Origin of the sequence: Cuniculiplasma divulgatum, assembly GCF_900083515.1 — an archaeon.
GTDB lineage: Archaea > Thermoplasmatota > Thermoplasmata > Thermoplasmatales > Thermoplasmataceae > Cuniculiplasma > Cuniculiplasma divulgatum.
In genome coordinates this window covers 1,481,869-1,507,502 of record NZ_LT671858.1, presented here as the reverse complement: position 1 = coordinate 1,507,502, position 25,634 = coordinate 1,481,869, and the positions used below count along the sequence as shown (strand labels likewise).

Below are 25,634 nucleotides of genomic sequence, written 5' to 3'. Positions count from 1 at the left end.
GATGGAAGACGTTATTATTTCACCAACTGCGACAGAAAAAACCATGATACAAAGTCAGACTGAAAACAAACTTACGTTTATAGTTAGCAGGAAGGCAACAAAGAAACAAATAAAAGAAGATGTGGAGAAACAGTTCAATGTAAAGGTTGAAAAAATAAATGTTCTCTACACAAAGAGAGGAAAAAAAGCAGTGATTAAACTTGCTCCAGAGTTTAATGCTGAAGAGATTGGAGAGAGGATAGGAATTTACTGAGGTATTAAAATGGGTAAACTATTAATAACACAGAGAAGAGGAAAGGGCAAACTGGTGTTCAGGAGTCCTGGGCATAGACATGTGAGCCCAATGAGAATACCCGAGGACGGAAATTACAAAATAAAAGATATTATTCACGCCCCGGGCAGGACGTCACCAGTTCTGGTCCTTGATGGTACTAACAAGAAAAAACTGTACCAAATAGCATTCAACGGTGCATACGTTGACCAGACAGTTAACATAGGTAAAATAGAAAATCCCAAAAGTGGGGATTCTACTTACCTTGGATTTATTCCAGACGGCTCTCTGGTTCATAACATAGAAACAGTACCGGGTGATGGAGGAAAACTCTGCAGGACTGCAGGTGCCTACTCTCAGGTAATAAGTCACGGGGAATTTGTTTCAATAAAATTGCCGTCAGGAGCTATAAAGAATGTGAATCCACAGTGCAGAGCAACAGTAGGAGTTGTTGCTGGTACAGGAGCGAAAGATATTCCAATCCTAAAGGCTGGAAGGCACATACACTATCTTCAGAGCAAGGCTAAAAAGGCCTATACTGTAAGAGGTGTTGCAATGAATGCGGTGAATCATCCTCATGGAGGAGGAAATCATCAGCACGTTGGTAGACCAAGCACAGTTGGAAGGGGTACACCACCAGGAAGGAAAGTAGGAAGATTATCACCTAAAAGGAGGAAGATTAAATGACCACAAATAGACAGGCATCAGCGAAGTCCATAAGAAGGAGGAGCAGGAAGTCCCAGAAAGTTGCCATGGGCAGATCCAAGGAATTCAAATACAAGGGTTATACACTGGAAGAGCTCCAGAAAATGGACAAGGAAAAGCTCATGGAAGTGTTTCCAGCAAGAGTAAGAAGAAGCTTAAAAAGAGAAATGGGGCCAGATCAAAAGATAGTAGTAAAGAGACTACTTGGAAAGAAACCTGAAATCAGGACACATGTAAGGGATCTCATAATTCTTCCAAGATATGTTGGAAAGATAGTGCACGTTCACAACGGTAAAAGTTACGTAAAATTCGAACTTAAAGCTGAAATGATTGGACATTATGTAGGAGAATTCGCATTAACAAGGGGAGAAGTAAAGCACTCTGGACCAGGAGTAGGTGCAACAAGGTCTTCAAAGTTCATGCCACTGAAGTGATTTAAAATGAAAGGATACTCATTAAATGAAATACCGGAAAAATCTGCCAGATCCATAAGGAAGAACTGTAACATCTCCCTGAAGGATGCAGTAAATATAGCACATAATCTGAAAGGAATGAACCTCTCAAAAGCAGAGGCACTTCTAGATGATGTAATGAACAAGCAGAGACCAATAAAATATTTTAGATATCTGGATTCAGTATCACACAGGAAGGGATATGGTCCTGGTAGATACCCTGTCAGAGCAGTCAAGCAATTCAAAACACTGATAGATAACGTGAAAGCTAATGCGGAATTCAAGGGGCTTGATACGGACTCACTAAGGATAAGCTTAATAACAGCAAATAAAGGACCAATGCTGAAGAGATTCACACCTAAGGCATATGGGAGAGCTGGTGCGAACAACAGGGATATGGTTCATCTCTCCATTGTTGTAGAGGAGGTTGAAGAATGAAAGAGAGAAAGTTCATTAACGAAAGTATAAAAAGACTTCTCGTTTCAGAATATGTCAGGAAAGAAACGGACAGTGCTGGCTTCGGTGGAATTGAAATGAAGAGAAATCTTCTTGATACATCAATACAGCTAGTGGTAAACAAACCGGGTCTTGTCATAGGCAGAAGGGGATCAAAGGTTCAGGAGATTGAAGAGACACTAAAGAATAGATTCAAAATTGAAGGCCCAAGGATAGAAGTCAAGGAGGTAAAGAACCCTGACCTTAATCCGCAGATCGTTTCAAAGAAGATTGCAATGTCTCTTGAGAAAGGATGGGCCTACAGAAAGGCAGGAAACACTGCACTGAGAAGAATTATTGAAAGCAATGCAAGGGGTGTAATGATCAAGATCGGTGGAAAGATATCCGGTGAAAGAGCCAGAAGCCAAAAATTCTTCTTTGGTTCGATAAAGTACTCTGGTGAACCTGCAAGAAGTGGTATAGAATATGGTTTCTCAACAGCAAAGCTGAAACTTGGAATCATAGGGGTTTCTGTCAGAATACTGAACTGGGACTACAAGCTTCCAGATGATATAAAGGTAAACAACTCAAATTTAGTAATGAAGGAGGTGAACACAGAAAATGTCGGAATTGAAGCCGGACCAGTTGAGAAAAATGAATAAGGACGAGAGAGACGAAAGAATGAAGGAGCTCAAGGAGAATCTTCTTAGACAGAGGGCAAGTGTCGCCATGGGAGGATCACCTTTGAATCCAGGATTGATAAAGTCCATAAGGCGCCAAATCGCCAGGATACGAACAGTCGATCACGAGGAGGAAACTAAAAGATGAAGGATAAGAACTTTACAGGAATCCCAAAGGAACTGCAGCCATGGGATGGATTTACCAGAGATACCATGGCAGTAAGAATAACAGTTGATAAAAGAAGATATGGCAAAAACGTGACCATCATTGAGGGTATTGATCCGAAGATGGAAGATGTTGATGATATAGCGAAACAGCTGAAAAGGAAAGTTGCTTCGGGGGGAACTGTAAAGGAAGGCAGGATTATCGAATTACAGGGCGATCACAGGGATTCTGTAAAGAAGTATCTTGAAAGTATCGGATTCAAAACGGAGGTTGTAGGATAATGGTCTATAACATTTACGGAGAAGAATATCTCGGAAGAAAAATAACTGTACTAAATTCAAAAAACAGACAACTTCTGGGAGTCACGGGAATCGTGGTCAAGGAGACAAAGAATATGTTCTCCATAGAAACATCTGACATGGTGAGGCAAATACCAAAGGATTCATGTGATTTCAACGTAAATGTGGAAGGAACTAATTATCTGATAAAGGGAAACCTGATTCGATACAGACCTGAAAATCGACTTAAGGAACTGAGGAAGATCAATAAAAATTTAAGGAGGATGAACTAAATGACAAGAAACATAGGACTTGACATTGCACCACCGGAAAAGCAGTGTGAAGATAAGAAATGTCCGTACCACTCAAATCTGAGTGTAAGGGGAAGAGTAATCATAGGCACAGTTGTTTCAAAGGGAATGGTAAACAGTGTGGTAGTAAGGAGAGAATTTAAGAAATTCAACTCAAAGTATGAGAGAAATATAAAATCCATATCGAGCTATCATGTACACCTACCTCCCTGTATTGAGGTGAAGAACGGAGATAGAGTTCTCTTCACGGAATGCAGGAAACTTGCAAAGACAATATCGCACGTTGTTGTAGGGAGGCTGGATCAATGAAGGGTATAGCCGGAAGGCAGTCAAGAGGATTACCACTTGGAGCACGAATGGTATGCGCAGATAATAGCGGTGCCAAAATTGTAAGTCTAATTAATGTAAAAGCATGGCACGGAGTCGCAAGAAGGGTTCCAGCAGCAGGTGTTGGTGACATGTTTATAGCAAGCGTTAAAAAAGGAGGTCCAGACGTTAGGGCAAAGGTTGTTTACGCAGTGGTGATAAGACAGAAGCGGCCCTATAGAAGAGCAGATGGCTCAATTATTTCATTTGAGGAAAATGCAGCCGTACTGGTAACACCTGATGGTGAAGTAAGAGGATCAGAAATAAAGGGACCAGTGGCCAGGGAAGCAGCCGAAAGATGGCCAAGGATAGCCGCCATTGCATCCACTATAGTTTAGGTGAAAAGAAGATGATGAATAAGGTAAAGGTAACACTGGAAAAAGACCTCAGGAAAAAACTCGGAATTAGACAGTTTCCCATAATGAGAGGAGATATAGTTAAGATAATTAAGGGGAGCAGGAGAGGAGAAGGTGGAAAAGTTTCATCAGTCGACCACAGGCACTCACTTGTAATAATTGATGGAATAAATATTGCAAAGGCTGATGGAAAGGAAAAGTCATTCCCAATACAGCCAGAAAAAATAGAAATAACAAAACTCGACCTCAATATGGAAGAAAGGTCAGAAAGAATAAGAGAACTTGCAGCAATGAAGAACATTGTTCTCAACGATCAGGTACTGGAAGAATACTCTACCAAGAATGAACCTGAAGCTCAGGAGGAGATTGAGCAGCCACAGGATGAAACTACTGAGTCTCAGACGGAAAAAGTATCCGAAGAAGAGCCAGAAGAGGAAAGTGAAATCCCAGACAACCTCAGTGAAGAGGAGTTACCTGAAGAGGAAAACGAGGAAAAAGATGAGGATGAGCAAAAAGATCCAGAAGAAGATGAAGGAGATGAACAGTAATGATAAATAAAACTAAAAGGCAGATGATCCCAAGAGTTGTAAAAATTCCAAGGAAGAAGTATTTCTGGGGAGCAACTTCAATGCCCGGACCACACAAAAGGAATGCATCTGTACCGATGTTACATGTATTGAGAGATTACCTATCTCTTGGAGACAAGGAGAGAGAAATCACAAGACTACTAAATAATAAATTCGTGATGGTAGATGGAAAAGCAATTAAGGAAAAGAAATATCCTGCCGGCTTCATGGACCTTATCACGATACCAGAACTCAAGAAGAGTTACAGGATTCTTTACGATAAACTGGGAAGATTAACACCAGTTCCAGAGAAGGAAGAGAATTCAAACGTCAAACCAAGAAAGGTTCTAAACAAATACACCATTAAAGGGGGAAAGACGATGATTGCATGCCACGATGGATACACATTCATTAGTGATAACAAGGGCATATCCACGGGTGACGTGGTTCTCTACAATGTAAAGGATAAGAAGATTGATGGAACCATAAAACTTCAAGAAGGCTCAAAGGTTTTCCTCACAGGAGGAAATCACGTCGGATCAATAGCAACTGTGAAATCCATAGAGGTAAGTAAATCATCCCAGTCTAACCTTATTTCAATGGAAGAAGGATTTGCTACCATTGAGGAATATGTATTTCCTATAGGAAACCTCAAATTTAACAGTACAGAGTTCACTGGGGGTGAAAGCCAGTGAAAACAGATAACCCCATGAGAGAAATCACCATAGACAAGGTAGTTATCAATATAGGTGTAGGACAGGCTGGTGACAGGCTGAACAAGGCCGTGAAAGTCATAGAAATGCTTACAGGTCATAAGCCGGTACTGACAACATCAAAAAAGACTGTAAGGGAATTTAATCTCAGAAAAGGTCTGACCATAGGTGCGAAAGTAACCCTGAGAAAGGCAGATGCAGAGAAATTCCTTAAGGAGGCACTGTATGCAAGGGAATACAAATTCCCACATTATTCTGTAGACAAACAGGGGAATGCATATTTTGGAGTTTCAGAATATACTGATTTCAAGGGAATGAAATATGACCCGGAAATTGGAATATTTGGAATGGATGTGGCTGTTGTACTGAAAAGAAGGGGTGGTTTCAGAAATTCCAAGAGAAACATCAGAAAACAGAACCTTTCATCAAAATTATTCATAACCAAAGAAGAAACGTTAAAGTTTCTCAAGGAAAAGTTTGAGGTAGAGGTGATTAATTAATGACAAGTTTAATTCTTAGACCAACCAAGAAATTCGGTAGAGTTGAAGGTTGCGTAAGGTGTGGAAGAAAGAGAGGAATGGTTAGAAGATACGGAATCAGAATGTGCAGACAATGTTTCAGAGAAACAGCTCCCGCCATTGGATTTAAGAAATACAGTTGAGGTGATGATATGAGACATGATCCATTAAATGATATAATAAACACAATAAAGAACGCTTCAAGCATAGGCAGGAGAGAGATTGAAGTTGGCCCAGCAGCAAGGATGATCGGAAGAGTCCTCAAGGTTATGCAGGATTACAATTATATTACAAGCTTTGAGGTAATCGAGGATGGCCAGGGAGGCAAATTCAAGATACATCTAAATAACACAATCAATAACTGTGGTACAATAAAGCCGAGATACTCAGTAAAGAAAGTTAATCTTGATACATTCGAATCAAGATACCTACCAGCCCAGGATTTCGGTATTCTCATAGTGACGACCACAAAGGGTGTGATGAGCCACGTAGAAGCCAGAAAACACGGACTTGGAGGAAAACTCCTCGCTTACATATATTAGGTGAAAGAAAATGATTAATTGGAAAGAATCAGAAAAATTAAAAATACCATCCGGAATAAAAACAGAAATGAAGGATGGAGTTCTTGAAGTTTCAGGTAAACTTGGAAAGGTTACGAGAAACTTTGCTGATAACTATGTGAGAGTACTGATAAAGGAAGGTTCAGTTATCATAGAGAAATCAAAAGAGAACAGATATACTAAAGCCATTTCAGGCACCTGGAAATCAGAAGTGAAAAACATGTTCAAGGGGGTACAGGAAGGCTTCACATACACCATGAAAGTGGATTACACGCATTTCCCTACCAGGGTATCTGTAAGGGGCTCAGTGCTTCTTGTTGAGAATTTCCTTGGAGAAAGGAGCCCAAGAGAGGCAAAGATCATTGGAGCAACAAAGGTAGCCATCAAAGGGGACAGAATTACACTGACTGGAATAGACAGGAGAGAAATAGGTGAGACCTGTTCAAACATAGAAAGATCGACAAAGATTAGGGGGTTCGACCTGAGAATATTCCAGGATGGAATTTTCCCAATAGAAACGGAGGTTGAGGAATAATGTCATCTTCATTTAAACCAAATCTGTCAAAAGATCAAAAGAAGTTGCTGAAACAGAAGAATGAACAGGCGAGAAAAAGAGTTGAATTCAGAAGACAGGAATGGTTCCGATACAAGAAGTTTGGTGAGGAATACAGAAAGCCAAGGGGTTACCACTCCAAAATGAGAGAACATCTCGCGAGAAGGCCACCTGTTGTTGATATAGGATACAGAGGACCAAAGGCTGTAAGGTATCTTCACCCATCCGGTTTCATGGAAGTTTTGGTGCATAACCTGAAGGAGATAGAAGGGCTCAATCCCGAAAGGGAAGCAGCAAGGATATCGTCCACAGTTGGAAGGAAGAAGAGGGAAGTCCTTGAGGGAAGAGCCGATGAGCTTGGAATCAGGGTGCTGAACAGGAAGGTGCAGTAAATGAGAGTAGAAACAGCTAAAAGGATAGCAGCTGATGAATATAAGTCAGGTGTATCAAGAATATGGGTAGATATGGATAGTCTAACTCTGGTACAGGAGGCAGCAACCAGAGAAGACGTGAGAAATCTCATGGAGAAACACGTAATTCAGGCCAAACCAAAGAAAGGTAACTCAAATGCAAGATTTAAGAAGAGACTAAAACAACTTTCCAAGGAAAGAAGAAGGGGCCCTGGATCTGTAAGAGGTACCAGGAACGCAAGATTTCCAAGAAAGAGAAGATGGATAAAGACAATTAGAGCGCTGAGGGATGAACTGAGAACTCTGAAAAGTGAGAACAAGATTGATGCTAAAACTTACAGAAAGTACTACAGAATTGTAAAGGGAGGCACTATCAAGTCCAGAGCACAGTTGAGATCACAGATAAGACTTGCAGGGTTGTTAGGTGAGTGAAATGAAGACCCCAACATTATTAAAGAGAAAAAAAGAAGGAGTAACAGACTACAGGAAAAGACTAAGCCTTCTCAAATCTGAAAGTCCCAGACTGGTGGTCAGGGTTTCAGGTAAGGGATTCACTGCACAGGTTGCAGAATATGATCCAGATGGCGATGTGATAAAGGGAACCGTAACATCCAGGGTTATGGAAAAGATTGCAGGTATTAAAGGTAACAATACACAATCATGCTATCTGGCAGGATATTATCTTGGCAAGACCGTCAAGAAAAAGGACATAGACTATGCCATTCTGGACATAGGACGCTTCGACCTGATAAAGGGTGGGAGAATATCAGCAGTCCTTAAGGGATTTACAGATTCCGGTGTAGAAGTTCCGTGCTCAGAAGAAATATTTCCGTCCAAAGAGAGACTGGAAGGAAAGCACGTAAAACATCCTGTCAAACTGGATGAAATGAAAAAGAAGATTGATGAAAAGGTGAATTAAGATGGAAGGTGAACAGTGGACTCCGAAGACGGAACTGGGAAAGTTGGTAGCTTCAGGAGAAATTAAGTCAATGTCAGAAGCATTGAAAATGAAACTCCCATTGAGAGAGTATCAGATAGTCGATATACTGATGCCTGATCTGAAGGATGAAATAATTTATATTGAGAGAGCTCAAAGAATGACGGACTCAGGTAGAAGAATGAATTATTCAATAACTGCAGTCGTCGGTAATGAGGATGGTTTTGTGGGACTGGGTAGAGGAAAGGCTAAAGAAGCTGCGCCAGCCATAAGAAAGGCCATAAACAATGCAAAATTGAACATTGTAGAAATAAGAAGAGGCTGTGGTTCATGGGAATGCGGTTGCGGAAGAGCACATACAGTTCCATTCCAGGTAACAGGACATGTAGGTTCTGTTACAGTAAGAATAAAGCCTTCACCTCAGGGGGTAGGAAGAGCCACCGGGGATGTTGCAAAGACAATTTTGAGAATGGCAGGAATAGAGGATGCATGGGGATTTGCAAAGGGTCATACAAAGACTACTGTGAATTATGCTGAAGCCACATTCGCTGCATTGAAGCAGACCATAGAGATGAGGATAAACCCAAGCATTGCCTTGAGTACACCAATATATAAGGGGAGTGTTGCAAATGCTGGCAGTAATTAGGGTTAGAGGAACATCAGGAATCAGGCCGCAGGCAGCTAAAACCTGTTCATTGATGAGGCTACATCATATAAATCACATGGCTCTTATTAACGAGTCAGAAACTCTTCAGGGAATGCTTCAGACTGCAAAGGATTACATAACCTGGGGGGAAATAGACAAGGAGACCCTGATAGAGGTGTTAAAAACAAGAGCACTACTGGAGGGACGAAAACCATTGACTGAAGAATATGTGAAGGAAAATATGGGAATAGAAAGTTTCAGTCATCTTGCACAGGAATTGATGGAAGGCAAACTAAAATTCTTAGACATACCGGGAATAATCCCAGTTCTAAGAATGCACCCACCAAAGGGAGGATATGAATACATCAGATCACAGTACAAGAAGGATGGAACACTTGGCTACAGGGGTTCAGAGATAAATCAACTAATAAGAAGAATGTTAATTCCGGGGGTAAAAGTAGATGGTAAGAACTAAGACAAAGAAACAGAGAGGAGGAAGATACGGAAGAGGTTTCAAATCCGGAAGAGGCAAAGGAAAGAGAGGAGGATCTGGGCTGGCAGGACTGGGTAAACACAGAACTCAGCTTGTAATAAAGTTTGATCCCAATCACTTTGGTGTCCATGGATTCAAGAGTCATAAACAGGGAAAGCTTGAGATACCAATTACCCTGAAGGAACTGGCTGAATCAATGGAAATACTCAAATCAAAGGGATTCGTCAGGGATGAAAATGGGGAAACCGTTGTTGATCTTAAGGCTGCTGGTTATACAAAGCTTCTCTCAACAGGAGATTTCAGGGTAAAATCAAAAATCATTGTGCCGAAAACAACCGAAAGATGCATAAATAAGCTTATCGTTACAGGGGTATCGGTAGAAGTAGATGAGCAAACAGATAGAGCGGAATAAAGCATCCAGTATCCCGACAATAATCCTATATGCTCTGGTTGTTGTCGGATTCTGGTATTTCAGTAAATTGCCCCTCCCCCAGTTATTAATAGCTGCGGTGCTGTTAGCTCCGTTATTTGCTATATTATATCTGGTTTTGAGTTATAAAGGACCAAAAAAGTCCAAGTTATATGGTCTGGAGAATTTGACCGCTAAACTACCCGCGGTCAAAAAAGCAAAGGGACATGTACAGTTCAAGTACAAGCTTCTGTGGACTTTCGTTGTCGTAGTTTTATATTTCGTTTTAACAAACATTTACATATACGGTCTTGACCAGAGTAAGACTGTGGACGTATTCGCATCTTTCAGGGCAATCTTCGCTGGCGCTGAAGGATCTCTTATGGATCTTGGAATAGGTCCAATTGTTACCGCAAGTATAGTTATGCAGCTATTCGCAGGTGCCAAGATTTTTAACATAGATCTCACAAACTCTGACGACAAGGCAATTTATCAGGGTGTACAGAAATTAATAGTTATACTGATGATATTTGTGGAAGCAATTCCACAGGCATTCGGATATCTTGTTCCAGATCCGGCTCTTATAACATCACTTAACAGCATGGCCCCGGGATACGGATATTTCCTTTCAGAATCCATAATAGTGGCTCAATTATTCTTTGGTTCCTATCTTGTATTCCTCATGGATGAACTTGTGTCCAAATATGGTATAGGATCTGGTATATCACTCTTCATTGCTGCAGGAGTATCGCAACAGCTATTTACCGGGGCTTTTAACTGGGCTCCTGTTAATACATCGCTGCCCTATGCTCTTTCTACAACCGCTGCCCTGAATAATCCACCAGTAGGAACAATACCAAATATAATATATACATCAATATTTGGTTCAGCTTCATATCTTCAGAGTTCTCTTGGTATTCCAAGACTTTTATTCTCACCACCTAATCCAATAATAGCACTGATAGGAACGCTGTTGATATTCTTCATTGTTGCCTTCTTCCAGAGTAGCAAGGTAGAGCTTCCCATAGCACACGAAAGGGTGAGGGGAGCCAGGGGAAGATATCCACTTCAGCTCTTTTATGCTTCAAACATACCCGTGATCCTGGCTACGGCCCTGCTGGCAAATGTATCAATGTGGACATTACTGTTCTGGAGTAGTCCCGCCTTGTCTCATATTCCACTGTTAGGACATAATCCGTTGCTGGGGTCATATCTAACACCCTCTGCGGCGTCAGCCCTTAGCGTGTCGTCATCCCAGCCAACCGGAGGACTGGCATTCTATCTTTATACTCCAAATGGGCTTGCTGATTGGCTATTCCCCATACTACAGCCAGCGGTATACGGTCCTACCGTGCTATTCAATCACACTGCATGGGAGGAGGTTATACATATCGTAGTCTTTCTGGGTTTCATGACTGGAGCAAGTATACTGTTCGCAAAGTTCTGGATAGAAACCACAAATATGGGTCCGTCTGCCGTTGCCAAACAGATTATTTCTTCTGGGATGCAGATTCCAGGTTTCAGACGGGATCCAAAGGTTCTTGAAAGGGTTCTTAAGAAATATATCCCTGTAATTACTGTATTCAGTGGAGCTGCTGTCGGTTTGCTTGCAGCATCAGCTGACCTGATTGGAACTGTAGGGCAAACGTCCGGAACAGGACTGTTGCTGGCTGTTGGTATAGTGATACAGTTCTATGAGGCAATGGGAAGGGAACAAATGATGGAAATGCATCCACTGATCAGGCAGTTCTTCTCGGGGGCGTAAAATGAGAGTTGTAATTGCGGGTGTCGCGGGTGTTGGCAAGTCTACAGTACTGAAATCTGTAGAGAAGCTAACAAGCTACGATATCATCAATTTCGGAACACTCATGTTTGAAATGGCGAAGGAGATAAAACTTGTGGAATCAAGGGATGAGATCAGGAAGCTAAGTGTTGATACCCAGATCAATCTTCAAAAAAAGGCAGCATCCGCAATTGGAAAAATTGAGGATGTTATAATTGATACCCATATGGCCATAAAGGGTCCAAGAGGATTTTTACCAGGTTTGCCAGAATGGGTTATAAGAGAACTGAAGGTAAGCGCGTTCTTTCTTCTGGAAGCAGAGCCAGAAGAAATCAGGAAGAGGAGAAATAACGACCCAAGCAGAACCAGGGATGAGGAGACAATAGAGGATATAACAACACATCAATCTGTAAACAGGTCATTTGCAGTTTCATATTCAGTATATACGGGCGCAACAGTTTCCTTTATTAATAATCTTCCAGGCTTAGCTGATCAGGTCGCAGAAAAAATTGTAGAGAGGTTATCCAAATGACAGAAGTAAAGGATCCAAATATGGAGAGAATGGCCAGACAGAAAGAGATGCAAAAGAAGATGCTAAAATTCCAGGGAATGTATTTCCTTATGTTCATTTTCAGTATCGTTATAATCTATGTTACTGCCATAAGAGATGCAATTGGAGGAGTGTTTCAGTTTGCACTTGGGCCGCTTATTGGATTCAATTACAGTTATCCGGTATTAACCATTGCGCTGTCAGGTATATTGACCGGGATAGTAAGTGGTATACCAAGATATTTCTTCACTGACTGGCTCAAGATAGGAAAGGCACAGAACAGGGCACAGGCATTCAGGAAGGCTCAGAATGAGGCATTCAGGGCAAACGACAGGGACAAGATGAATAAATTAAGAAAGATGCAGCAGGAAAGCATGATGGATCAACAAATGGTCCAGATGAGCAGCACTGCACCACTTATAATATTATCAATGTTTACACTGTTAATATTTGTCTGGCTATACTTCTTTCTGGCTCATCTTTCATTTCCCTATGTATCATTCCCATGGGCATCCAATGTAAATCTAAATTCAGTTGTAGGATTCTTCCCAAGCTGGATCATAATATCGTTCATTTCCAATATGGTTGTTGGGTATATGATTACAATGATCATAAAATACATAGATTTCTCATACCAGCTAAGAAAATATGAAGGAATGAATCCCTCTGAAGGATTGACAGTACAATGAGAATCACGGTCAGTGGTCATATAGGCAGTGGTAAGACAACCGTTTCTAAAATTTTATCCGATCTCACATCATATGACGTTTATTCAGGTGGGTATTTTTTCAGGCAAATGTCTGAAGATATGCATGTGAGTCTGGAAGAAATGAATTTAATGGCAGAAAAAGACAGCAGAACTGATGTTACCCTAAATAACATGATCAGGGATTTTCTGAGGGATCATGACGATATAATAGTTGAATCCAGACTTGCAGGCTGGATATCCTATTCAGCAGGCATTCCTGCATTCAGGGTCTTCCTTGATGCATCCAGAGAGGTGAGGATTGCCAGGGTAAGCATCAGAGAAAATGACAGAAACATGGCTGAAAAGGTAGTAATGCGGGAGGAATCTGAAAATTTCAGGTTCAAAGAATATTTTGGTTTCTTGATGGAAGATAAAAGCATATATGATGTTGTTATAGATACAGAGAAAGGAAGTGCTGATGAAATCGCAAACGAAATCTATAGAATGGTCTTTTCCAATGCCTGAAGAGGGCTGTTTTATATGTATAGATAAACCAAAGGGTCCAACAAGTCACCAGATTGACTACTGGGTAAGACAGATTACCGGTGTAGAAAGAGTTGGTCACATAGGAACTCTTGATCCGCAGGCTACTGGTCTACTGGTAATTGCACTGGGAAAATGTGTAAGACTTGTGGACATTGCCCATGAATATCCAAAGGAATATATAGCCACATTGAAGTTACATGCTGATGCTGACGAACTTTCCATACGAAAAGCATTTGATCATTTTAAGGGGGAAATATACCAGCTACCTCCTATAAAAAGTGCTGTAGCACGAAAACTCAGGACAAGGGAGATCTATGATATTGAAATAATGGAAATTAGGAACAGGGATGTACTTTTCAAGGTGAAATGCCAATCTGGGACATACATAAGGACACTGTGTGTGGATATAGGATATTATCTGGGAACCAAGGGGAATATGACAGACCTGAGAAGATTGGGAACTGGTCCTTTCAGGGAAGAAATGGCCATAACTCTTCAGGAGTTAAGTGATCGTGTTGAAATGGCAAAGGCAGGAAAGGATCATCTCCTTAAATCAGCTATGTACCAGTCAAACTTTCTCCTTTCAACATTCAGTAAGGTAATAATAAAAGCTTCAACACTTAAGACTATTGCCCATGGTTCCGATCTGTATCCTGGAGGGATCAAGGCAATAATAGGTGAACCTTTGGCAGGTGAAAGAGTTGCCCTCATTTCTGAGTCGGGACAGCTTGTGGGTACCGGAAAAATGGTATTATCATTCAATCAGATATCTGACACAAAGATAGTGGATCTAGATAGAGTTCTCATTGACCCGGAACCAGGAAACTCGGTAAAAATACCAGTCAAGCAAAAGGAAAGAGAGATTCATTTGAGGAGTGAGGTGAAGCAGGGATCAAAGGAAAGAAAATTTGTGAATGACAGATTTTCACGGGAGAAAAGAACACAGAGACCCAATCAATGGCCAGAACGCAATAATGAGAAAAGAAACAGAAACGAATACAGGGATAATTTTAAGGACAGGAGACCAGTTAACAGGAACAGAAAGAAGGGAAGAAATGACAGAAAGAACTAAATGGTACGGTTACAGAAGTGATGGTACTCTAAAAGTCTATAAGCTTCTTTCTGCAAATCCGACTGATCTATTTGACAGACTATCTGAAGGAAAGGATGGATTAGAAATGGAAGAGGGCAAGGCGCTTCCTGATCTTCGAGAACTGATGCTAAATTACGGAAGATCGAAACTGAAAGAGTCTCTCGGAAGGGACTGGAAGCTGGTGAAGATCTTCAATGTGTATAACTCAATGGACGAAATAATCAATCTCTTATTTGAAAAATCAATGGCTCTTGGCCTGATTGTAGGCGAATCGGAGGATCCTGGAGAATTATTCCAGAATATGAAGAATAACGAGGATCATGCAATATCAACCATAGGGGAACTTGGATCGGAAATGGTATCGAGGAAAAAGGAACTTGAAAAGTCCCTGAATGAGAAGGCAAAGGAGATCTTTCCAAACACCTCACGAATAATTAATCCAGTATTATGTGCTGAACTGCTGGGGCATTTTCAATCACTGGAAAGGCTTGTTAATACCCCATCATCCTCAATACAGATGGCAGGTGCAGAGAAATCACTTTTTATCAGCAAAACAAGGCACATACCAAATCCGAAACATGGCTTTCTTTATAAGTCTCATTTAATTTCGGGAAGCAGTCCAAGAGATAGGGGAAAAATTTCAAGAAGACTCTCGGCAAAAATTGCCTTAACTCTTAAGGCTGATGGTATAGGCAGGATAATGAGTCAGGATGAAATAGATAATATCCTTTCAAAAATAAGTAATAAGAATTAAATTATAACTCCAGAGTTGTCTGGATATCTTCCTTTTCTCCAGCAATTTTTACCGGATATTCTCCGGTTAGACATCCAAGGCAGAGTGATTTCTTAGGCATTCCAATACTATTTACCAATCCCTCTATGGAGAGATAAGCAAGACTATCTGCACCAACCTCTTTTGAAATCTGATCATCACTCTTGTTTAAAGCTATGAACTGATCCCGGGTCTTCATATCAACGCCGAAGTAACATGGTGCAACAATCTTTGGTGATGCTATTCTGACATGTATCTCTTTCGCGCCAAAACTGCTTAGCAAAGCAACAATCCTTTTCATGGTTGTTCCACGGACAATGCTGTCATCGACAAGAACAATTCGCTTTCCCTGTACTACAGATTTAATCGGATTAAGTTTCAGCTTAACTGCGCTGTCCCTTTCCTTGTTACCAGGCATAATAAATGTTCTTTCTGAGTATCTGTTCTTGAAAAGACCCTCACTATATTCCATCTTGAGTTCAGCAGCATAACTCAGGGCCTGTGTCCTGCCAGAGTCAGGTACTGGAATCACAACATCAGCCTCCACAGGCGCTTCTTTTGCGAGATTAACTCCAAGTCTGTACCTGGAATTATACACCTCAACACCATCTATTATGCTATCAGGTCTTGCAAAGTATACATATTCAAACATGCAGTGAGAAATCCTCTGACTCCTCATAATAAATAAAGTGTTTATGTCTCCATTATATATCTCAACAACTTCTCCCGGTTGAACATCTCTGACAATAGCACCTCCAAGTACGTCAATGGCCGCGCTTTCAGACGATATAATTATGTCGTTTCCGGCCTTTCCAAGAATAAGTGGTCTGAAACCCTTTGGATCCCTCATTGCGTACATCTTTTCTCCTATCATTAGAACGGCTGAATATGATCCTTGAAGCATTTCCATAGAACTTCTTATACCATTTTTAATTCCCTTCTGACGGATTGTCCGAGCCAGAAGATTCAACATAACTTCTGTGTCATTGGTCGTGACAAAAGGCACTCCCTGCTCCTTTAACTCATCTCTCAAGGACTGATAATTAGTTATTTCCCCATTGTGGCTTATGGCCATATCACCCATTGCCGTTGATATTAGAAAGGGACCTGCGCCGGTTATATTCTTAATACCCGCTGTAGAATACCTGTTGTGACCTATTCCAATGTTCCCCTTAGGCACAATTTCTTTTTCAATATATGGCCTGAATCCCTCGTATACTAGCCCGTCTACCTTGAGAGCATTTATCTTTTCTCCATCAAAAATCGCAACTCCTGAAGCTTCCTGTCCCCTGTGTTGTAGAGTTCTCAGAGAAGTATAGATTTTAAAAAAAACTGTATCGTTACCGTATATCCCTATTACGGCACAGTTCTCACTTGGCTTTAGCCCATTTATAGGATCGTAGTCTTGGAGCTGGGAATCCACAGTGAGCACACCTCTTTTCCCTGATATGGTAAGCATGATGACCGCATCTTCTGCATCTGATATGAACTTTCTTACTGTTCATTTTTCCCATTACAGCTGTTCCATTACTCATTTTTAATCACCTGATGATGGCGAAACAAAAATAACATTGTCTCCTCTTACGAGTATTCTGTTATGAACGCCTTTAACTTCTCCGTTTATAATTTCATTTGCATTTCTTAAAACTAGATTCATGTATACATCGTATCCTTCAAGGGTACCGGAGTAGCCTCTCCTTCCCTTAACATCAACTAATACATTCTTTTCGGTAGAAGCCCTAAGAGCCTCTAATGGTTTGAGTCCGGTATTTGGATATGTTGCCATGTTAATTGTGCTGTTATGGTAATACTGTATAAAAAAATATCCTATTTATTCCATTTAAAAAAGAAAAGACACTCACAGGTTATTCATAATTAGATGACCATATTAGCACTATATATCAAAAACAGTAACTAAAAGTACTCTTCCAATTTTACGAGTTTTGCCTCAAAGTTACCAAGGACAGAGTGCGCCCCTTTACCTATCTTCAGTATCAATCCTTTTTGATCTCTTATTTCTATTATTACTCCAAGGGATGCTACGAAACTTGAAAACTGGCTTAACATTTTTCTTCGTTTACTCATCTTAGGCATTTTTTTGAATATGTTTTTCGATAGTTTCCTATCTTCCATTTCAATATCAACGGTTCCTTTATTTATGGACACAGTTGAAAATGGTTTGCCATCAATTCTGATCTCAACATTACCTGAATTCAGTAGACTTTGAGCAACATTAGATACTATTTCATTGTTTTGCTTTTTCATGTACGGGCATCGCTGTTACGTCCAGGGTTCCATTAATAACAACATTCGCGTTCATTCCTGGTAATTTAATACTCATTTCCTTAAAATTAAATTCCATTGATCCTTTTGCCCCTTCAAGTGCTTTTATGAAATTCTCTATTATAGATTCTTCTTCCATAAATGATCATAGGTATCAACTTATTTAAGTGTTTTCAATTTAAATAATACTTCCAACATAATTTTTCAGGATTTCGTTCATATGATGATTAAGGGAATCAACATTTCATCCCTGCACAACCCTCCATGTCTACCTTTAAAATATGTAGTGTTGCCTTCATCTAAAGAGCCAGGATAAAAAAATGAATCTCCGTTTATGGGTATTCCTATATAGTCAAAGCTTGAAAATCGGCTACATTCTGATGATCCTAAGAGCATTTTCAGATTATTCTTGTTATTATCGTATATCTTTAAACCTGGTAGATAGTTGTTGAGAGACTCAAGCAGATTACTTGATCCAGAGAAAAATATAGACCTGGTAGAACCAAATGGAGCCATGGAAAAGTTAGCCGGTACTGCTGGGTAATCAGTCATCTGTATCGCCCTTTTAGCCTCAACATGACCGTGATCTGCAGTTATTATGAATCTGTATTCATTTTTATAAGGATCCATTTCTTTCTTTACACTGTTTACTATTTCTCTGAGAGCACTAAGATTCTGTTCTGAATATGGGCCATAGATATGCGACAGTTTATCAGCAAATGGAATATATAAATAAACAAAATCATATCCGTTTTCTAATGCCTTTCTGTAGAAATATAAAGCATCCCACAGGTGATAATAATGAAAGTGATCTCCTTTAGTACTGTTAGTTATTGTAGTCAATTCCGATTTTCTAATAAATTCTGGAGATATTATAGCAATCTTTTTCCCAATCATTACTGCTTTTTCCACTGTATTTTCAACTTTATATGTATCTTTCATTGATCCAAATTCTTTTAAGGAGTCTTTTCCTTTCGAATACACAGGAGAAAACTGGAAATTATCAATAATGGTCCCAAATTTTTTAACAAAAGTTGTTCCACCCAGAACACAGTGATCTCCTGGAAGCTGGCCCGACATTAGGGTCACAAGTGCAGTGGTAGTTATTGACGGGAATACACTCGTCAAGTATGGCTCTCCATCTTCGATAATTCCAGCTTTTACTCCAGCAAGATAACCAAATCCATCTATTAGGACAACACTCATCTTTTTTCCATCTACTGGTAAAACTTTCAAACAATTATTATGTGGGCGAAGCTCTAGGCTTGTCATTACACTTTGTGCCAAATTATATAAACTTCCATTTTCATAGTTCGGTAGAACAAGATCGTTAGATTCCATATTTGATCATATCACTAACAATTTTAATGTAACCTAAGTAAAATATATTTCCAATATAGTCCGTCGAAGAAATATAAAGTATAGAATTCTTTATCGTGTCTAATAGATGTAATTAAATTGATCTCAAGGTTTGACCCTGGTACATGTCAGGTTAAGTTTACATTACGTTCGTACTTGTTGAAATTTCATTAATATAAAAATGAGGTCATGCAATATCATTAAGCACTTCATCAAACTAATATAGGCTAAATAGTAATAAATTGTATATTTATTGTATATAAGTTAATTTAAAGAATAAATTGGTTTTGTCTTCTTATGGACAGGAGTCAAAATATAGGTTCTACCAAAAATGAGGAAGAACTTAAGTGGATTGATCAAAAATATGTAACATACATTTACATTTTAGTGGGGGGTTTGTTGCTTTTTGTAGTTCCCTATGGAATGACAATGAAAGGATCTGCAGTAAATAACTATGTACTTATTATTAATACAATATTTAGTTTATACCTGATTGGAATTGGAATAGTTGAATATCTAAACATAAGAAAGTCTGTAGATGTATTAGCGAAATATTTTCCTCTTGTGATTATCATATCTGGATTTATAACAGCCATAATGTACTCTCATTTCTATGATACAGGATGGGATAAAAGTCTGCATCTCTACATAGTGAATATTAGTAGCGCAGGGTTGCTACACATAGCCTATTATAAGGCCAGAGATGTTATATCTGAAACCAGTTCTGTTGGTGGATTACTAGTAATCCTTGGGGGTATATACGAGTCAATGTATAGAAGAATGAAGAAATAGACTGGGTTTTTGAATGCTTAATTTTTACAATCTTGACCTTATAGTACCGACAATTTTTTTTAAAAGAGTAAAAATAAAACCAAGTAGAATAGTATTTCAATATCTTTATTTCAATTAACACCTTCTTCTAAGGACATAGTTTCAATTCCCTTTGAATAAAACTCTTCAATTTTAGATACAACCTCAGATGCCGGATAAAAGGACCTTATAATATTTTTGAATTCGGGATTGGGAGCAGGCTGATTCTTAAAATTCACCCATATTGGCACTATTCCTGCATTTAAGGCACCCTTAATATCTGCTTTCCAGTTATCCCCCAACATTACAGTTTCATCCGGGGACGAGTTTGCACCTTTCAGGGCAATTTTGAATATCTCTTCCTCAGGCTTGAAAACATTATAATCATATGCTGGAATCATAAAATCAATATACTTATCAAGTTTTGATTTAGCTATTTTCTGTCTCTGATAGTTTCCCATATGGTTAGTTACCACACCTATTACATATTTCTTTTTCAATTCGCCCAAAACCTCATGCACTCCAGAAAATGGTTTTCCTGTTCTTATATGAACCTCTCTTATTCTGTCATGTATCTCCTTTACCATATCATCCTTAAGTGGAAGTCCTATATTTTGAAGAAACATGTCCGTTCTCTTCAAATTGACCTCCTCAGGAGTCATCCCACCTGTCCTTAACAGGTCCTGCATTTTATAATCGGTGAAATAAAATCTTGAAAGAAGTTCATCGAGTGGTACAGATTTGAAAAATCTATACTCCCTTTTCAGCAAAACAAACGTCCTTCTCATGGCACCTAAATCATCATAAATCGTGTTATCAAAATCAACTAATACCGTCTTAAGTTCACTCATGACAGATCCCCTTATCGAAACAAAATAAAACCATCTATCTACCTTTTTCCTTTATCTTAGTTATAATTAACCTGGTTTAGAATTTTTCTACTTATTCTATATTCCATATTATAGAAACAACAATTTCATTTTAACGTATATATTTATATCTATAGTATGGAGAAAATGATTAACTAGATTAAGAACATGAAAAATTGAAAAAATATGAGTTTAAATGGAATACAGGGCAATTTGAACATTGCTGGGATGATTCCCTGGGAAATAGTACTTGCATATTTTGTAATTGCATTGGGTTTTGTTTTGTATTACAGTCATAAAACCGACGGTTTGAATGGATTCAAGACTGTTGATTTTGTATATATTGGTATAGGCGCAGCGTTCACAGTTGTTTGGGAGTTCTTCATCGGGCCGTTAATGGATAAAATAGTTCCACCAGGACTAACGGCATTCATCGGTTTTGGATTTTTTGGACGAATAATCATCATATTCATTATAGCTGGTTTGGTGAAGAAACCAGGTGTTGGTATGATGAGTATGGCGATCTTTGATATACTTGGAGACATCTTCCATTATGGTTTTAGTGGAGAGCCGATGTTTGTAGTCTATGAATCTTTAACGTATGGGCTTTTTATCGATCTTGCTATAACAATAAAAAAAGGAAATCTTTTCGGCAACTTCTCAAAGAAAGCAAAAGAAGGTATAAAAGCTCAGAGTATGTCGAGACAGAGACTATTTGCGGCCATAACCGGTGGAATTATAGGCTTTACATGGGCGTTCCCCGGATCATTCTTTTACAACGGGTTCTTTGGGCCATTTTTATATGGTTCAATAGTGAACTGGCAGGCAATACTCATCGGCTTTGCTGAATCCATACCAGGAAATGTGATCTTCGGGGGAATAGCTGGCTTAATCGCATTGAGGGTGGCAAGGGTTCTGGGGCAATGAAAGCCATAGAAATAAGAAACCTAAAATTTTATTATCAGGGTGAAGAGGAGCCTGCCTTGTCAATTGATAATTTTTACATTAATGAAGGAGAAAGCATTCTTCTAACTGGGAAGTCTGGTTCAGGTAAAAGCACTCTCGTAAATTGCATAAATGGTATAATCCCGAATGTCATCAACGGTGAAATTTCTGGAACCGTATGCCTATATGGAAAAGATGTAAGCGATATGAAGCTTCCTGAAATAGCAAAGGTAGTTGGGACACTTTTTCAGGATCCCGAGAGACAGGTTATGAATTATGGTATTGTCGATGAAATCGCATTCGGTCCTGAAAATCTTAAACTCCCCAGAGAAGAAATTCAAAGAAGAGTGGATAAAGCCGTAAGGGTTGTAGATCTGGAGAAGTTCCTTGATCGAGAAACATCAAAGTTATCCGGCGGAGAACTGCAGAGAGTGGCACTGGCTTCAGTTATAGCAATGGAACCATCAATCCTGATCCTTGATGAGCCAACTTCAAACATTGATCCAGAAGGAACAGAGCAGATCTTCGAGTTTCTTAGGGAAAACAAGAAAAATATGACACAAATTATAGTGGAACACAAGGTCGAAAGGGCTCTGCCATTTGTTGATAGAATCGTGGTTATAGACAACGGCAGGATAATATTGAATGTGTCGAAGGAGCATCTGATGAGGAGTGCAGACGTTCTTCTTACAGCAGGTATAGAGATACCAGAGGAATATATCTATGCAAAAAAACTTGGAATAGATTCTGTTGACCCAAATATAGTCAGGGAAAAAATAAGAGAAACGGGAATGGAACTATCTCACAGGAAGAGAAAAAATGATGGAGAAATTATATTGAAAGCCCATGTTGAAGTTTCTGTTAAGGGTGTAGAACAGAAAGAGATAGTGAATTCAACGATCAGCTTGAAGAAAGGACAGGTGTACTGCATAATGGGTAAAAATGGAGCCGGTAAAACTACACTGGTAAAGGGTTTAATGGACTTCCTTAACAGAAAAAACTTCCAGGTTTCCAGTGAACTTGTTATGGAAAATATGGATCTAACGAAATCAGACTATGTAATAAGAGGAAGGGGGCTTGCATATTTACCTCAAAGTTTTGATCTCATGCTGGTAAGCAAGACTGTTCAGGATGAAGTATATTATTCGGCAAAACACAGGAAAGTAAAGGATTTCGAGACGATGGGAGATGCACTAATCCATATGTTCTTCCTGGATGACAAGAGGGACGCAGATCCATTGATGCTCAGTACCGGGCAGAGGAGAAGGGTCTGTATGTCTGCAGCCCTTGCATCATCTGCTCATATAATGCTTATGGATGAACCAACATCTGGACAGGATTTCATGAATAAGAAGGTTCTGGGGGAAGAGATCAGGAAATTATGTGACATGGGATACTCATTCATCATCGTTACACACGATTCAAGATTTGCATATAGATACTCTGATTATATAGGAATAATGAGCAACGGAAGTATAATCCACGAAGGCGTACCTGAGGAAATATTTAAGCTCTCACATAAGTATGGGGTCATTGCCCCGTCGGATTTTATTTTGAGATATGAAGAAGAGGTGAAAAATTAGATGTATAGTATTTTGGATTCGGTGATCAGCTGGCTATTGTTCATATTTGGAATAAGCATACCATTCTATCTTATTCTGGGTGCCATTGGTATTTCAGGGTTCAAAGAGATTACTTCGTATGAAAACTACCACACATTCTATTACAGAGTTAATGCAGCAGTAAAAATAGTTCTATCAGTAATTATAGTAATGGTTGCCACATTTTCTATATGGTGGATCGGTGCAATCATAACTTTTGGGTTTCTCGGCAGTTATGTTACTCTGAAGAACGGATGGAGAAAATTGTATCTAGCAGGCTTTTTGGTTCTTTCGGTAATCATAGGCACCGTCTGGGGCTATGCTCCCTATGAGCCTTTCTACATAGTTTCTATGGCACTACACACACCCATAAATCATTTTACTACCATATGGACATGGCCATCATATTTTAGTATACTTGGTTATGAGCATACACTGACCTTACAGTCCCTGTACTACAGTTTCCAAATTTCATTCAGGTTCACTGCCGCAATTGTAGCAAGTCTTCTACTAGTGATGACGAATACACCTGCACAGATCGTAAAAACACTAAGTAAGCTTAAAATTCCAAGTCCGATTATATTTTCCCTTGTAGTTGCTATGAAAACTATTCCCTCTGTTTTTGATTCCTTCGATACTTCTATAAAGATATCCCTTATGAGAGGATACGGTGGTAACAGAGGTAAGACACTAAGGCCATTTATAACTCTGGCAGCAGCCATATATTCTATCGTTCCAACTATAGTACACCTTTTAAGGGGGGCAAAAGATATTGGGATTTCGGCTGATACAAGGGCTTTCAGGGCTTATCCCACAAGATCCTATCTGATTTCAATGCCATTCAGGAGAGAAGATTATATTTTTTCAGCATTTCTTGTAATTATAGTTGTAGGAACAATAATTGCTATATTAATGGGTTTTGGAAGGGCAATTCCTTACCTAACCTGAAGAAAATTTCTTTGGCATTTGCGAGTTACGTAATCGCACTTATAATCCATCAGCTATTTTTAAATCAATCACTCAGAATGCAGATTTTTCTTGCAATCTACTCTATGATAAATTGCGCTCAGATTATTCTTGTTAATTGCATTGGAATCGTTTAATAAATATTCCTGTTACATCAAAAGTTAAATTTGTAAATAAATACTTATATGTCATAGAGCTATCCTGACTCATATTCTGATATCTGAATGGTGTCGGGTAGTTTAGGTGATCAATTTGAAAATACCAAAAACAGTTAAAATGTACTGCAAATTCTGCAAGGAACATACCAAACATGAAGTGGAAAGAGTAAGAAAAAAGAAGGCTAGTGAACTTAATCTGGGTCAAAGGAGATTCAGGAGAGCAACATCTGGTTTTGGAGGTTTCCCGAGGCCAAAGCCTGAGGGCAGAGAAAAACCAACTAAAAGAGTTAATTTAAGATACAGATGCACAAAATGCAAGAAAGCAAGCACTCCCCCATCACAGAGAGCCAAGAAACTTGAAATTGTGGAGGTAAGATAATGACTGATAAGGAAATGAAAAAACTGAAGGGAAAGGGAAATAGGTTCATAAAAATCAAGTGCCCAGAGTGCGGTAGTGAGCAGATTACATACACCAAAGGTTCAAGTGTAGTAAACTGCAATATCTGCGGATCTGAACTTGCAAAACCCACGGGCGGTACCATTATGACTAACTGTGAGATCACAGAAGAATTCTGATAATGATGGAAAAAATGAATGATATCCCTGAAATTGGAGACCTTGTGGTAGTAACCGTAACAAAGGTTGAAAAATTTGGGGCTGAGGTGAAGCTTGATGAATACAAAGACCTTAACGGGTTTATCCATATCGCAGAGGTAGCCAATGGTTGGGTCAGGTATATAAGGGATCATCTCAGGGAAGGACAGAAAACAGTATGTAAGGTACTTCAAATTGATTCGAGAAGAAAAAGTGTTGATCTATCACTTAAGAGGGTAAATGAACATCAGAAGAGAGAAAAAATTTCAGAATGGAAGAATGATCAGAAGGCCGAGAAGTTAATGGAATTGGTCTCAGCATCTCTGAAGAAATCTCCTGAAGAATGTATGACTGAATTTGGAAACGAATTAGTCGAAAAGTATGGAAGTCTGTATTCAGCGTTTGAAGAGGCTGCTACAGAAGAAGAAGATTTTTACAAAGGAACAAAAGCAAAGTGGAGAAATGCTTTTCTGAAGATAGCAACACAGAATGTACAGTCCCCATTCGTTAAAATTGGTGGCACAATAGAGATGTATTCGCTTGAATCCAAGGGTATTGAGAAGATTAAGAACTGCCTAGATATAGGTGAGATTGCAGATGCTACCATAAGGTATGCAGGAGCACCAAGATATTTATTGAAAGTTAGAGACAGGGAATATAAGAGCGCTGAGGATAAACTTAAAACTATTATTCAGAATATTTCAGACAACTGCAAAAAGAGTGGGGTATCCTTTGAGTTTATCAGGGATAGTAAGGACAAATGAAGGGAACAATAAGAAAGTGTAGTGTGTG

The 25,634-nt window shown here is 39.3% G+C and carries 42 protein-coding genes; 35 read left to right on the top strand and 7 right to left on the bottom strand.

The genetic code is table 11. The annotated features are described in order from the left end of the window. Position 1 precedes the first annotated feature (1 nt). From CSP5_RS07485 to CSP5_RS07350, 28 genes are read left to right on the top strand one after another with little or no spacing between them, the layout of a single operon-like run. Complete coding sequence (locus CSP5_RS07485) at positions 2-253, top strand: 50S ribosomal protein L23 (protein ID WP_145983984.1); 252 nt, start codon at positions 2-4, stop codon at positions 251-253. 9 nt (positions 254-262) lie between these two features. Continuing rightward, positions 263-958, top strand: a complete 696-nt coding sequence (locus CSP5_RS07480; protein WP_021790163.1) for a 50S ribosomal protein L2 — start codon at positions 263-265, stop codon at positions 956-958. Further along, entirely contained in the window at positions 955-1,410 is a 456-nt protein-coding gene (locus tag CSP5_RS07475; RefSeq protein ID WP_077076537.1) for a 30S ribosomal protein S19, read from the top strand. Before CSP5_RS07480 ends, CSP5_RS07475 begins: the two co-directional genes overlap by 4 nt. A 6-nt stretch (positions 1,411-1,416) precedes the next feature. Beyond that, positions 1,417-1,866: a 50S ribosomal protein L22 gene (locus CSP5_RS07470; protein ID WP_021790161.1), complete on the top strand. Its 450-nt coding sequence runs from the start codon at positions 1,417-1,419 to the stop codon at positions 1,864-1,866. Beyond that, a complete protein-coding gene (locus CSP5_RS07465) occupies positions 1,863-2,525 on the top strand; it encodes a 30S ribosomal protein S3 (protein ID WP_021790160.1) in 663 nt (220 codons plus the stop codon). Before CSP5_RS07470 ends, CSP5_RS07465 begins: the two co-directional genes overlap by 4 nt. Beyond that, on the top strand, positions 2,485-2,691 hold the full coding sequence (gene rpmC / locus CSP5_RS07460; RefSeq protein ID WP_021790159.1) for a 50S ribosomal protein L29: 207 nt from the start codon (positions 2,485-2,487) through the stop codon (positions 2,689-2,691). The genes CSP5_RS07465 and rpmC overlap by 41 nt, the downstream gene beginning before the upstream one ends. Further along, the gene (gene yciH, locus CSP5_RS07455; protein ID WP_021790158.1) at positions 2,688-2,990 is read left to right on the top strand and encodes a stress response translation initiation inhibitor YciH; all 303 of its coding nucleotides are present in this window, start codon (positions 2,688-2,690) and stop codon (positions 2,988-2,990) included. The genes rpmC and yciH overlap by 4 nt, the downstream gene beginning before the upstream one ends. Beyond that, positions 2,990-3,280, top strand: coding sequence for a ribonuclease P protein component 1 (locus tag CSP5_RS07450; RefSeq protein ID WP_021790157.1), 291 nt, complete (start codon positions 2,990-2,992; stop codon positions 3,278-3,280). Before yciH ends, CSP5_RS07450 begins: the two co-directional genes overlap by 1 nt. Then, positions 3,281-3,607 (top strand): 30S ribosomal protein S17, encoded by a 327-nt coding sequence (locus CSP5_RS07445; RefSeq protein WP_021790156.1) that lies wholly within the window; start codon positions 3,281-3,283, stop codon positions 3,605-3,607. Next, positions 3,604-4,002 (top strand): 50S ribosomal protein L14, encoded by a 399-nt coding sequence (gene rpl14p / locus CSP5_RS07440; RefSeq protein WP_021790155.1) that lies wholly within the window; start codon positions 3,604-3,606, stop codon positions 4,000-4,002. The genes CSP5_RS07445 and rpl14p overlap by 4 nt, the downstream gene beginning before the upstream one ends. Before the next feature lie 11 nt (positions 4,003-4,013). Further along, positions 4,014-4,568, top strand: a complete 555-nt coding sequence (gene rplX / locus CSP5_RS07435; protein ID WP_241869809.1) for a 50S ribosomal protein L24 — start codon at positions 4,014-4,016, stop codon at positions 4,566-4,568. Then, positions 4,568-5,281, top strand: a complete 714-nt coding sequence (locus tag CSP5_RS07430) for a 30S ribosomal protein S4e (protein ID WP_021790153.1) — start codon at positions 4,568-4,570, stop codon at positions 5,279-5,281. The genes rplX and CSP5_RS07430 overlap by 1 nt, the downstream gene beginning before the upstream one ends. Then, on the top strand, positions 5,278-5,799 hold the full coding sequence (locus CSP5_RS07425) for a 50S ribosomal protein L5 (protein WP_021790152.1): 522 nt from the start codon (positions 5,278-5,280) through the stop codon (positions 5,797-5,799). The genes CSP5_RS07430 and CSP5_RS07425 overlap by 4 nt, the downstream gene beginning before the upstream one ends. Continuing rightward, positions 5,799-5,960: a 30S ribosomal protein S14 gene (locus CSP5_RS07420; protein WP_021790151.1), complete on the top strand. Its 162-nt coding sequence runs from the start codon at positions 5,799-5,801 to the stop codon at positions 5,958-5,960. The genes CSP5_RS07425 and CSP5_RS07420 overlap by 1 nt, the downstream gene beginning before the upstream one ends. A 9-nt stretch (positions 5,961-5,969) precedes the next feature. Beyond that, positions 5,970-6,359, top strand: a complete 390-nt coding sequence (locus tag CSP5_RS07415) for a 30S ribosomal protein S8 (protein ID WP_021790150.1) — start codon at positions 5,970-5,972, stop codon at positions 6,357-6,359. A 10-nt stretch (positions 6,360-6,369) separates the two neighbouring features. Then, on the top strand, positions 6,370-6,912 hold the full coding sequence (locus tag CSP5_RS07410; RefSeq protein ID WP_021790149.1) for a 50S ribosomal protein L6: 543 nt from the start codon (positions 6,370-6,372) through the stop codon (positions 6,910-6,912). Then, positions 6,912-7,322: a 50S ribosomal protein L32e gene (locus CSP5_RS07405; RefSeq protein ID WP_021790148.1), complete on the top strand. Its 411-nt coding sequence runs from the start codon at positions 6,912-6,914 to the stop codon at positions 7,320-7,322. The genes CSP5_RS07410 and CSP5_RS07405 overlap by 1 nt, the downstream gene beginning before the upstream one ends. Next, complete coding sequence (locus CSP5_RS07400) at positions 7,323-7,772, top strand: 50S ribosomal protein L19e (protein WP_021790147.1); 450 nt, start codon at positions 7,323-7,325, stop codon at positions 7,770-7,772. A 1-nt stretch (position 7,773) separates the two neighbouring features. Next, positions 7,774-8,259: a 50S ribosomal protein L18 gene (locus CSP5_RS07395; RefSeq protein ID WP_021790146.1), complete on the top strand. Its 486-nt coding sequence runs from the start codon at positions 7,774-7,776 to the stop codon at positions 8,257-8,259. Position 8,260: 1 nt separating this feature from the next. After that, complete coding sequence (locus tag CSP5_RS07390) at positions 8,261-8,923, top strand: 30S ribosomal protein S5 (protein ID WP_148690014.1); 663 nt, start codon at positions 8,261-8,263, stop codon at positions 8,921-8,923. Beyond that, complete coding sequence (locus tag CSP5_RS07385; protein WP_021790144.1) at positions 8,907-9,398, top strand: 50S ribosomal protein L30; 492 nt, start codon at positions 8,907-8,909, stop codon at positions 9,396-9,398. Before CSP5_RS07390 ends, CSP5_RS07385 begins: the two co-directional genes overlap by 17 nt. Next, positions 9,385-9,828: an uL15 family ribosomal protein gene (locus CSP5_RS07380; protein WP_021790143.1), complete on the top strand. Its 444-nt coding sequence runs from the start codon at positions 9,385-9,387 to the stop codon at positions 9,826-9,828. Before CSP5_RS07385 ends, CSP5_RS07380 begins: the two co-directional genes overlap by 14 nt. After that, complete coding sequence (gene secY, locus CSP5_RS07375; protein ID WP_021790142.1) at positions 9,803-11,590, top strand: preprotein translocase subunit SecY; 1,788 nt, start codon at positions 9,803-9,805, stop codon at positions 11,588-11,590. Before CSP5_RS07380 ends, secY begins: the two co-directional genes overlap by 26 nt. Position 11,591: 1 nt before the next feature. After that, a complete protein-coding gene (locus tag CSP5_RS07370; protein ID WP_148690013.1) occupies positions 11,592-12,140 on the top strand; it encodes an adenylate kinase in 549 nt (182 codons plus the stop codon). Then, a complete protein-coding gene (locus CSP5_RS07365; protein ID WP_021790140.1) occupies positions 12,137-12,847 on the top strand; it encodes a DUF106 domain-containing protein in 711 nt (236 codons plus the stop codon). The genes CSP5_RS07370 and CSP5_RS07365 overlap by 4 nt, the downstream gene beginning before the upstream one ends. Then, a complete protein-coding gene (cmk, locus tag CSP5_RS07360) occupies positions 12,844-13,371 on the top strand; it encodes a (d)CMP kinase (RefSeq protein ID WP_148690012.1) in 528 nt (175 codons plus the stop codon). The genes CSP5_RS07365 and cmk overlap by 4 nt, the downstream gene beginning before the upstream one ends. Further along, on the top strand, positions 13,325-14,464 hold the full coding sequence (locus tag CSP5_RS07355; RefSeq protein WP_148690011.1) for an RNA-guided pseudouridylation complex pseudouridine synthase subunit Cbf5: 1,140 nt from the start codon (positions 13,325-13,327) through the stop codon (positions 14,462-14,464). Before cmk ends, CSP5_RS07355 begins: the two co-directional genes overlap by 47 nt. Next, positions 14,448-15,239, top strand: coding sequence for an NOP5/NOP56 family protein (locus tag CSP5_RS07350; RefSeq protein ID WP_077076531.1), 792 nt, complete (start codon positions 14,448-14,450; stop codon positions 15,237-15,239). Before CSP5_RS07355 ends, CSP5_RS07350 begins: the two co-directional genes overlap by 17 nt. A gap of 1 nt (position 15,240) precedes the next feature. On the opposite strand, the gene purF is transcribed toward CSP5_RS07350, so the two are convergent. The 6 genes from purF to CSP5_RS07325 form a co-directional block, all read right to left on the bottom strand. Further along, positions 15,241-16,680, bottom strand: coding sequence for an amidophosphoribosyltransferase (gene purF / locus CSP5_RS07345; RefSeq protein WP_172399359.1), 1,440 nt, complete (start codon positions 16,678-16,680; stop codon positions 15,241-15,243). Continuing rightward, entirely contained in the window at positions 16,628-16,792 is a 165-nt protein-coding gene (locus tag CSP5_RS09915) for a 50S ribosomal protein L37e (RefSeq protein WP_077076882.1), read from the bottom strand. The genes purF and CSP5_RS09915 overlap by 53 nt, the downstream gene beginning before the upstream one ends. Positions 16,793-16,794: 2 nt before the next feature. Then, positions 16,795-17,043 (bottom strand): LSM domain-containing protein, encoded by a 249-nt coding sequence (locus tag CSP5_RS07335; protein WP_021790135.1) that lies wholly within the window; start codon positions 17,041-17,043, stop codon positions 16,795-16,797. A 128-nt stretch (positions 17,044-17,171) separates the two neighbouring features. Beyond that, entirely contained in the window at positions 17,172-17,522 is a 351-nt protein-coding gene (locus tag CSP5_RS07330; protein ID WP_021790134.1) for a hypothetical protein, read from the bottom strand. After that, positions 17,503-17,679, bottom strand: coding sequence for a hypothetical protein (locus CSP5_RS09810; protein WP_172399436.1), 177 nt, complete (start codon positions 17,677-17,679; stop codon positions 17,503-17,505). Before CSP5_RS09810 ends, CSP5_RS07330 begins: the two co-directional genes overlap by 20 nt. A 77-nt stretch (positions 17,680-17,756) precedes the next feature. Then, positions 17,757-18,881, bottom strand: coding sequence for an alkaline phosphatase family protein (locus tag CSP5_RS07325; protein ID WP_148690008.1), 1,125 nt, complete (start codon positions 18,879-18,881; stop codon positions 17,757-17,759). Positions 18,882-19,196: 315 nt separating this feature from the next. Between CSP5_RS07325 and CSP5_RS07320 the strand changes: the two genes are divergently transcribed. Beyond that, positions 19,197-19,691 carry a hypothetical protein gene (locus CSP5_RS07320; RefSeq protein ID WP_148690007.1) on the top strand — a complete coding sequence of 165 codons (495 nt, stop codon included), beginning with the start codon at positions 19,197-19,199 and terminating at the stop codon, positions 19,689-19,691. A gap of 110 nt (positions 19,692-19,801) precedes the next feature. Here the strand turns inward: CSP5_RS07320 and CSP5_RS07315 are convergent, their stop codons facing one another. Further along, positions 19,802-20,560 carry an HAD family hydrolase gene (locus CSP5_RS07315; protein ID WP_148690006.1) on the bottom strand — a complete coding sequence of 253 codons (759 nt, stop codon included), beginning with the start codon at positions 20,558-20,560 and terminating at the stop codon, positions 19,802-19,804. A gap of 204 nt (positions 20,561-20,764) precedes the next feature. On the opposite strand from CSP5_RS07315, the gene CSP5_RS07310 reads away from it, so the two are divergent. The 6 genes from CSP5_RS07310 (at position 20,765) to CSP5_RS07285 (ending at position 25,606) form a co-directional block, all read left to right on the top strand. Further along, positions 20,765-21,505, top strand: a complete 741-nt coding sequence (locus tag CSP5_RS07310) for a hypothetical protein (RefSeq protein WP_148690005.1) — start codon at positions 20,765-20,767, stop codon at positions 21,503-21,505. Continuing rightward, complete coding sequence (locus CSP5_RS07305) at positions 21,502-23,106, top strand: ABC transporter ATP-binding protein (RefSeq protein WP_148690004.1); 1,605 nt, start codon at positions 21,502-21,504, stop codon at positions 23,104-23,106. Before CSP5_RS07310 ends, CSP5_RS07305 begins: the two co-directional genes overlap by 4 nt. Further along, positions 23,107-24,072 (top strand): energy-coupling factor transporter transmembrane component T family protein, encoded by a 966-nt coding sequence (locus CSP5_RS07300; protein WP_148690003.1) that lies wholly within the window; start codon positions 23,107-23,109, stop codon positions 24,070-24,072. Between the two features lie 270 nt (positions 24,073-24,342). Beyond that, positions 24,343-24,627 (top strand): 50S ribosomal protein L44e, encoded by a 285-nt coding sequence (locus CSP5_RS07295; protein ID WP_021790132.1) that lies wholly within the window; start codon positions 24,343-24,345, stop codon positions 24,625-24,627. Continuing rightward, positions 24,627-24,824 (top strand): 30S ribosomal protein S27e, encoded by a 198-nt coding sequence (locus tag CSP5_RS07290; protein WP_197685801.1) that lies wholly within the window; start codon positions 24,627-24,629, stop codon positions 24,822-24,824. Before CSP5_RS07295 ends, CSP5_RS07290 begins: the two co-directional genes overlap by 1 nt. 2 nt (positions 24,825-24,826) lie before the next feature. Further along, the gene (locus CSP5_RS07285) at positions 24,827-25,606 is read left to right on the top strand and encodes a translation initiation factor IF-2 subunit alpha (protein WP_241869808.1); all 780 of its coding nucleotides are present in this window, start codon (positions 24,827-24,829) and stop codon (positions 25,604-25,606) included. The last annotated feature ends 28 nt before the right edge of the window (positions 25,607-25,634 follow it).

Excerpts from the sequence above, each read along its gene's own strand:
- CSP5_RS07450 (WP_021790157.1), top strand. The coding sequence starts at position 2,990 with ATGGTCTATAACATTTACGGAGAAGAATATCTCGGAAGAAAAATAACT.
- CSP5_RS07320 (WP_148690007.1), top strand. The coding sequence starts at position 19,197 with ATGGACAGGAGTCAAAATATAGGTTCTACCAAAAATGAGGAAGAACTT.
- CSP5_RS07285 (WP_241869808.1), top strand. The coding sequence starts at position 24,827 with ATGATGGAAAAAATGAATGATATCCCTGAAATTGGAGACCTTGTGGTA.
- CSP5_RS07310 (WP_148690005.1), top strand. The coding sequence starts at position 20,765 with ATGAGTTTAAATGGAATACAGGGCAATTTGAACATTGCTGGGATGATT.
- CSP5_RS07420 (WP_021790151.1), top strand. The coding sequence starts at position 5,799 with ATGACAAGTTTAATTCTTAGACCAACCAAGAAATTCGGTAGAGTTGAA.
- CSP5_RS07365 (WP_021790140.1), top strand. The coding sequence starts at position 12,137 with ATGACAGAAGTAAAGGATCCAAATATGGAGAGAATGGCCAGACAGAAA.
- secY (WP_021790142.1), top strand. The coding sequence starts at position 9,803 with ATGAGCAAACAGATAGAGCGGAATAAAGCATCCAGTATCCCGACAATA.
- CSP5_RS07400 (WP_021790147.1), top strand. The coding sequence starts at position 7,323 with ATGAGAGTAGAAACAGCTAAAAGGATAGCAGCTGATGAATATAAGTCA.
- CSP5_RS07325 (WP_148690008.1), bottom strand. The coding sequence starts at position 18,881 with ATGGAATCTAACGATCTTGTTCTACCGAACTATGAAAATGGAAGTTTA.
- rpl14p (WP_021790155.1), top strand. The coding sequence starts at position 3,604 with ATGAAGGGTATAGCCGGAAGGCAGTCAAGAGGATTACCACTTGGAGCA.
- CSP5_RS07370 (WP_148690013.1), top strand. The coding sequence starts at position 11,592 with ATGAGAGTTGTAATTGCGGGTGTCGCGGGTGTTGGCAAGTCTACAGTA.
- CSP5_RS07300 (WP_148690003.1), top strand. The coding sequence starts at position 23,107 with ATGTATAGTATTTTGGATTCGGTGATCAGCTGGCTATTGTTCATATTT.
- CSP5_RS07385 (WP_021790144.1), top strand. The coding sequence starts at position 8,907 with ATGCTGGCAGTAATTAGGGTTAGAGGAACATCAGGAATCAGGCCGCAG.
- CSP5_RS07395 (WP_021790146.1), top strand. The coding sequence starts at position 7,774 with ATGAAGACCCCAACATTATTAAAGAGAAAAAAAGAAGGAGTAACAGAC.
- CSP5_RS07355 (WP_148690011.1), top strand. The coding sequence starts at position 13,325 with ATGAAATCGCAAACGAAATCTATAGAATGGTCTTTTCCAATGCCTGAA.
- CSP5_RS07415 (WP_021790150.1), top strand. The coding sequence starts at position 5,970 with ATGAGACATGATCCATTAAATGATATAATAAACACAATAAAGAACGCT.
- CSP5_RS07390 (WP_148690014.1), top strand. The coding sequence starts at position 8,261 with ATGGAAGGTGAACAGTGGACTCCGAAGACGGAACTGGGAAAGTTGGTA.
- CSP5_RS07470 (WP_021790161.1), top strand. The coding sequence starts at position 1,417 with ATGAAAGGATACTCATTAAATGAAATACCGGAAAAATCTGCCAGATCC.
- rplX (WP_241869809.1), top strand. The coding sequence starts at position 4,014 with ATGATGAATAAGGTAAAGGTAACACTGGAAAAAGACCTCAGGAAAAAA.
- yciH (WP_021790158.1), top strand. The coding sequence starts at position 2,688 with ATGAAGGATAAGAACTTTACAGGAATCCCAAAGGAACTGCAGCCATGG.
- CSP5_RS07465 (WP_021790160.1), top strand. The coding sequence starts at position 1,863 with ATGAAAGAGAGAAAGTTCATTAACGAAAGTATAAAAAGACTTCTCGTT.
- CSP5_RS07350 (WP_077076531.1), top strand. The coding sequence starts at position 14,448 with ATGACAGAAAGAACTAAATGGTACGGTTACAGAAGTGATGGTACTCTA.
- CSP5_RS07430 (WP_021790153.1), top strand. The coding sequence starts at position 4,568 with ATGATAAATAAAACTAAAAGGCAGATGATCCCAAGAGTTGTAAAAATT.
- CSP5_RS07485 (WP_145983984.1), top strand. The coding sequence starts at position 2 with ATGGAAGACGTTATTATTTCACCAACTGCGACAGAAAAAACCATGATA.
- cmk (WP_148690012.1), top strand. The coding sequence starts at position 12,844 with ATGAGAATCACGGTCAGTGGTCATATAGGCAGTGGTAAGACAACCGTT.
- CSP5_RS07405 (WP_021790148.1), top strand. The coding sequence starts at position 6,912 with ATGTCATCTTCATTTAAACCAAATCTGTCAAAAGATCAAAAGAAGTTG.
- CSP5_RS07335 (WP_021790135.1), bottom strand. The coding sequence starts at position 17,043 with ATGGCAACATATCCAAATACCGGACTCAAACCATTAGAGGCTCTTAGG.
- CSP5_RS07410 (WP_021790149.1), top strand. The coding sequence starts at position 6,370 with ATGATTAATTGGAAAGAATCAGAAAAATTAAAAATACCATCCGGAATA.
- CSP5_RS09915 (WP_077076882.1), bottom strand. The coding sequence starts at position 16,792 with ATGAGTAATGGAACAGCTGTAATGGGAAAAATGAACAGTAAGAAAGTT.
- CSP5_RS07305 (WP_148690004.1), top strand. The coding sequence starts at position 21,502 with ATGAAAGCCATAGAAATAAGAAACCTAAAATTTTATTATCAGGGTGAA.
- CSP5_RS07480 (WP_021790163.1), top strand. The coding sequence starts at position 263 with ATGGGTAAACTATTAATAACACAGAGAAGAGGAAAGGGCAAACTGGTG.
- CSP5_RS07330 (WP_021790134.1), bottom strand. The coding sequence starts at position 17,522 with ATGAAAAAGCAAAACAATGAAATAGTATCTAATGTTGCTCAAAGTCTA.
- CSP5_RS07290 (WP_197685801.1), top strand. The coding sequence starts at position 24,627 with ATGACTGATAAGGAAATGAAAAAACTGAAGGGAAAGGGAAATAGGTTC.
- CSP5_RS07315 (WP_148690006.1), bottom strand. The coding sequence starts at position 20,560 with ATGAGTGAACTTAAGACGGTATTAGTTGATTTTGATAACACGATTTAT.
- CSP5_RS07475 (WP_077076537.1), top strand. The coding sequence starts at position 955 with ATGACCACAAATAGACAGGCATCAGCGAAGTCCATAAGAAGGAGGAGC.
- rpmC (WP_021790159.1), top strand. The coding sequence starts at position 2,485 with ATGTCGGAATTGAAGCCGGACCAGTTGAGAAAAATGAATAAGGACGAG.
- CSP5_RS07445 (WP_021790156.1), top strand. The coding sequence starts at position 3,281 with ATGACAAGAAACATAGGACTTGACATTGCACCACCGGAAAAGCAGTGT.
- CSP5_RS07380 (WP_021790143.1), top strand. The coding sequence starts at position 9,385 with ATGGTAAGAACTAAGACAAAGAAACAGAGAGGAGGAAGATACGGAAGA.
- CSP5_RS09810 (WP_172399436.1), bottom strand. The coding sequence starts at position 17,679 with ATGGAAGAAGAATCTATAATAGAGAATTTCATAAAAGCACTTGAAGGG.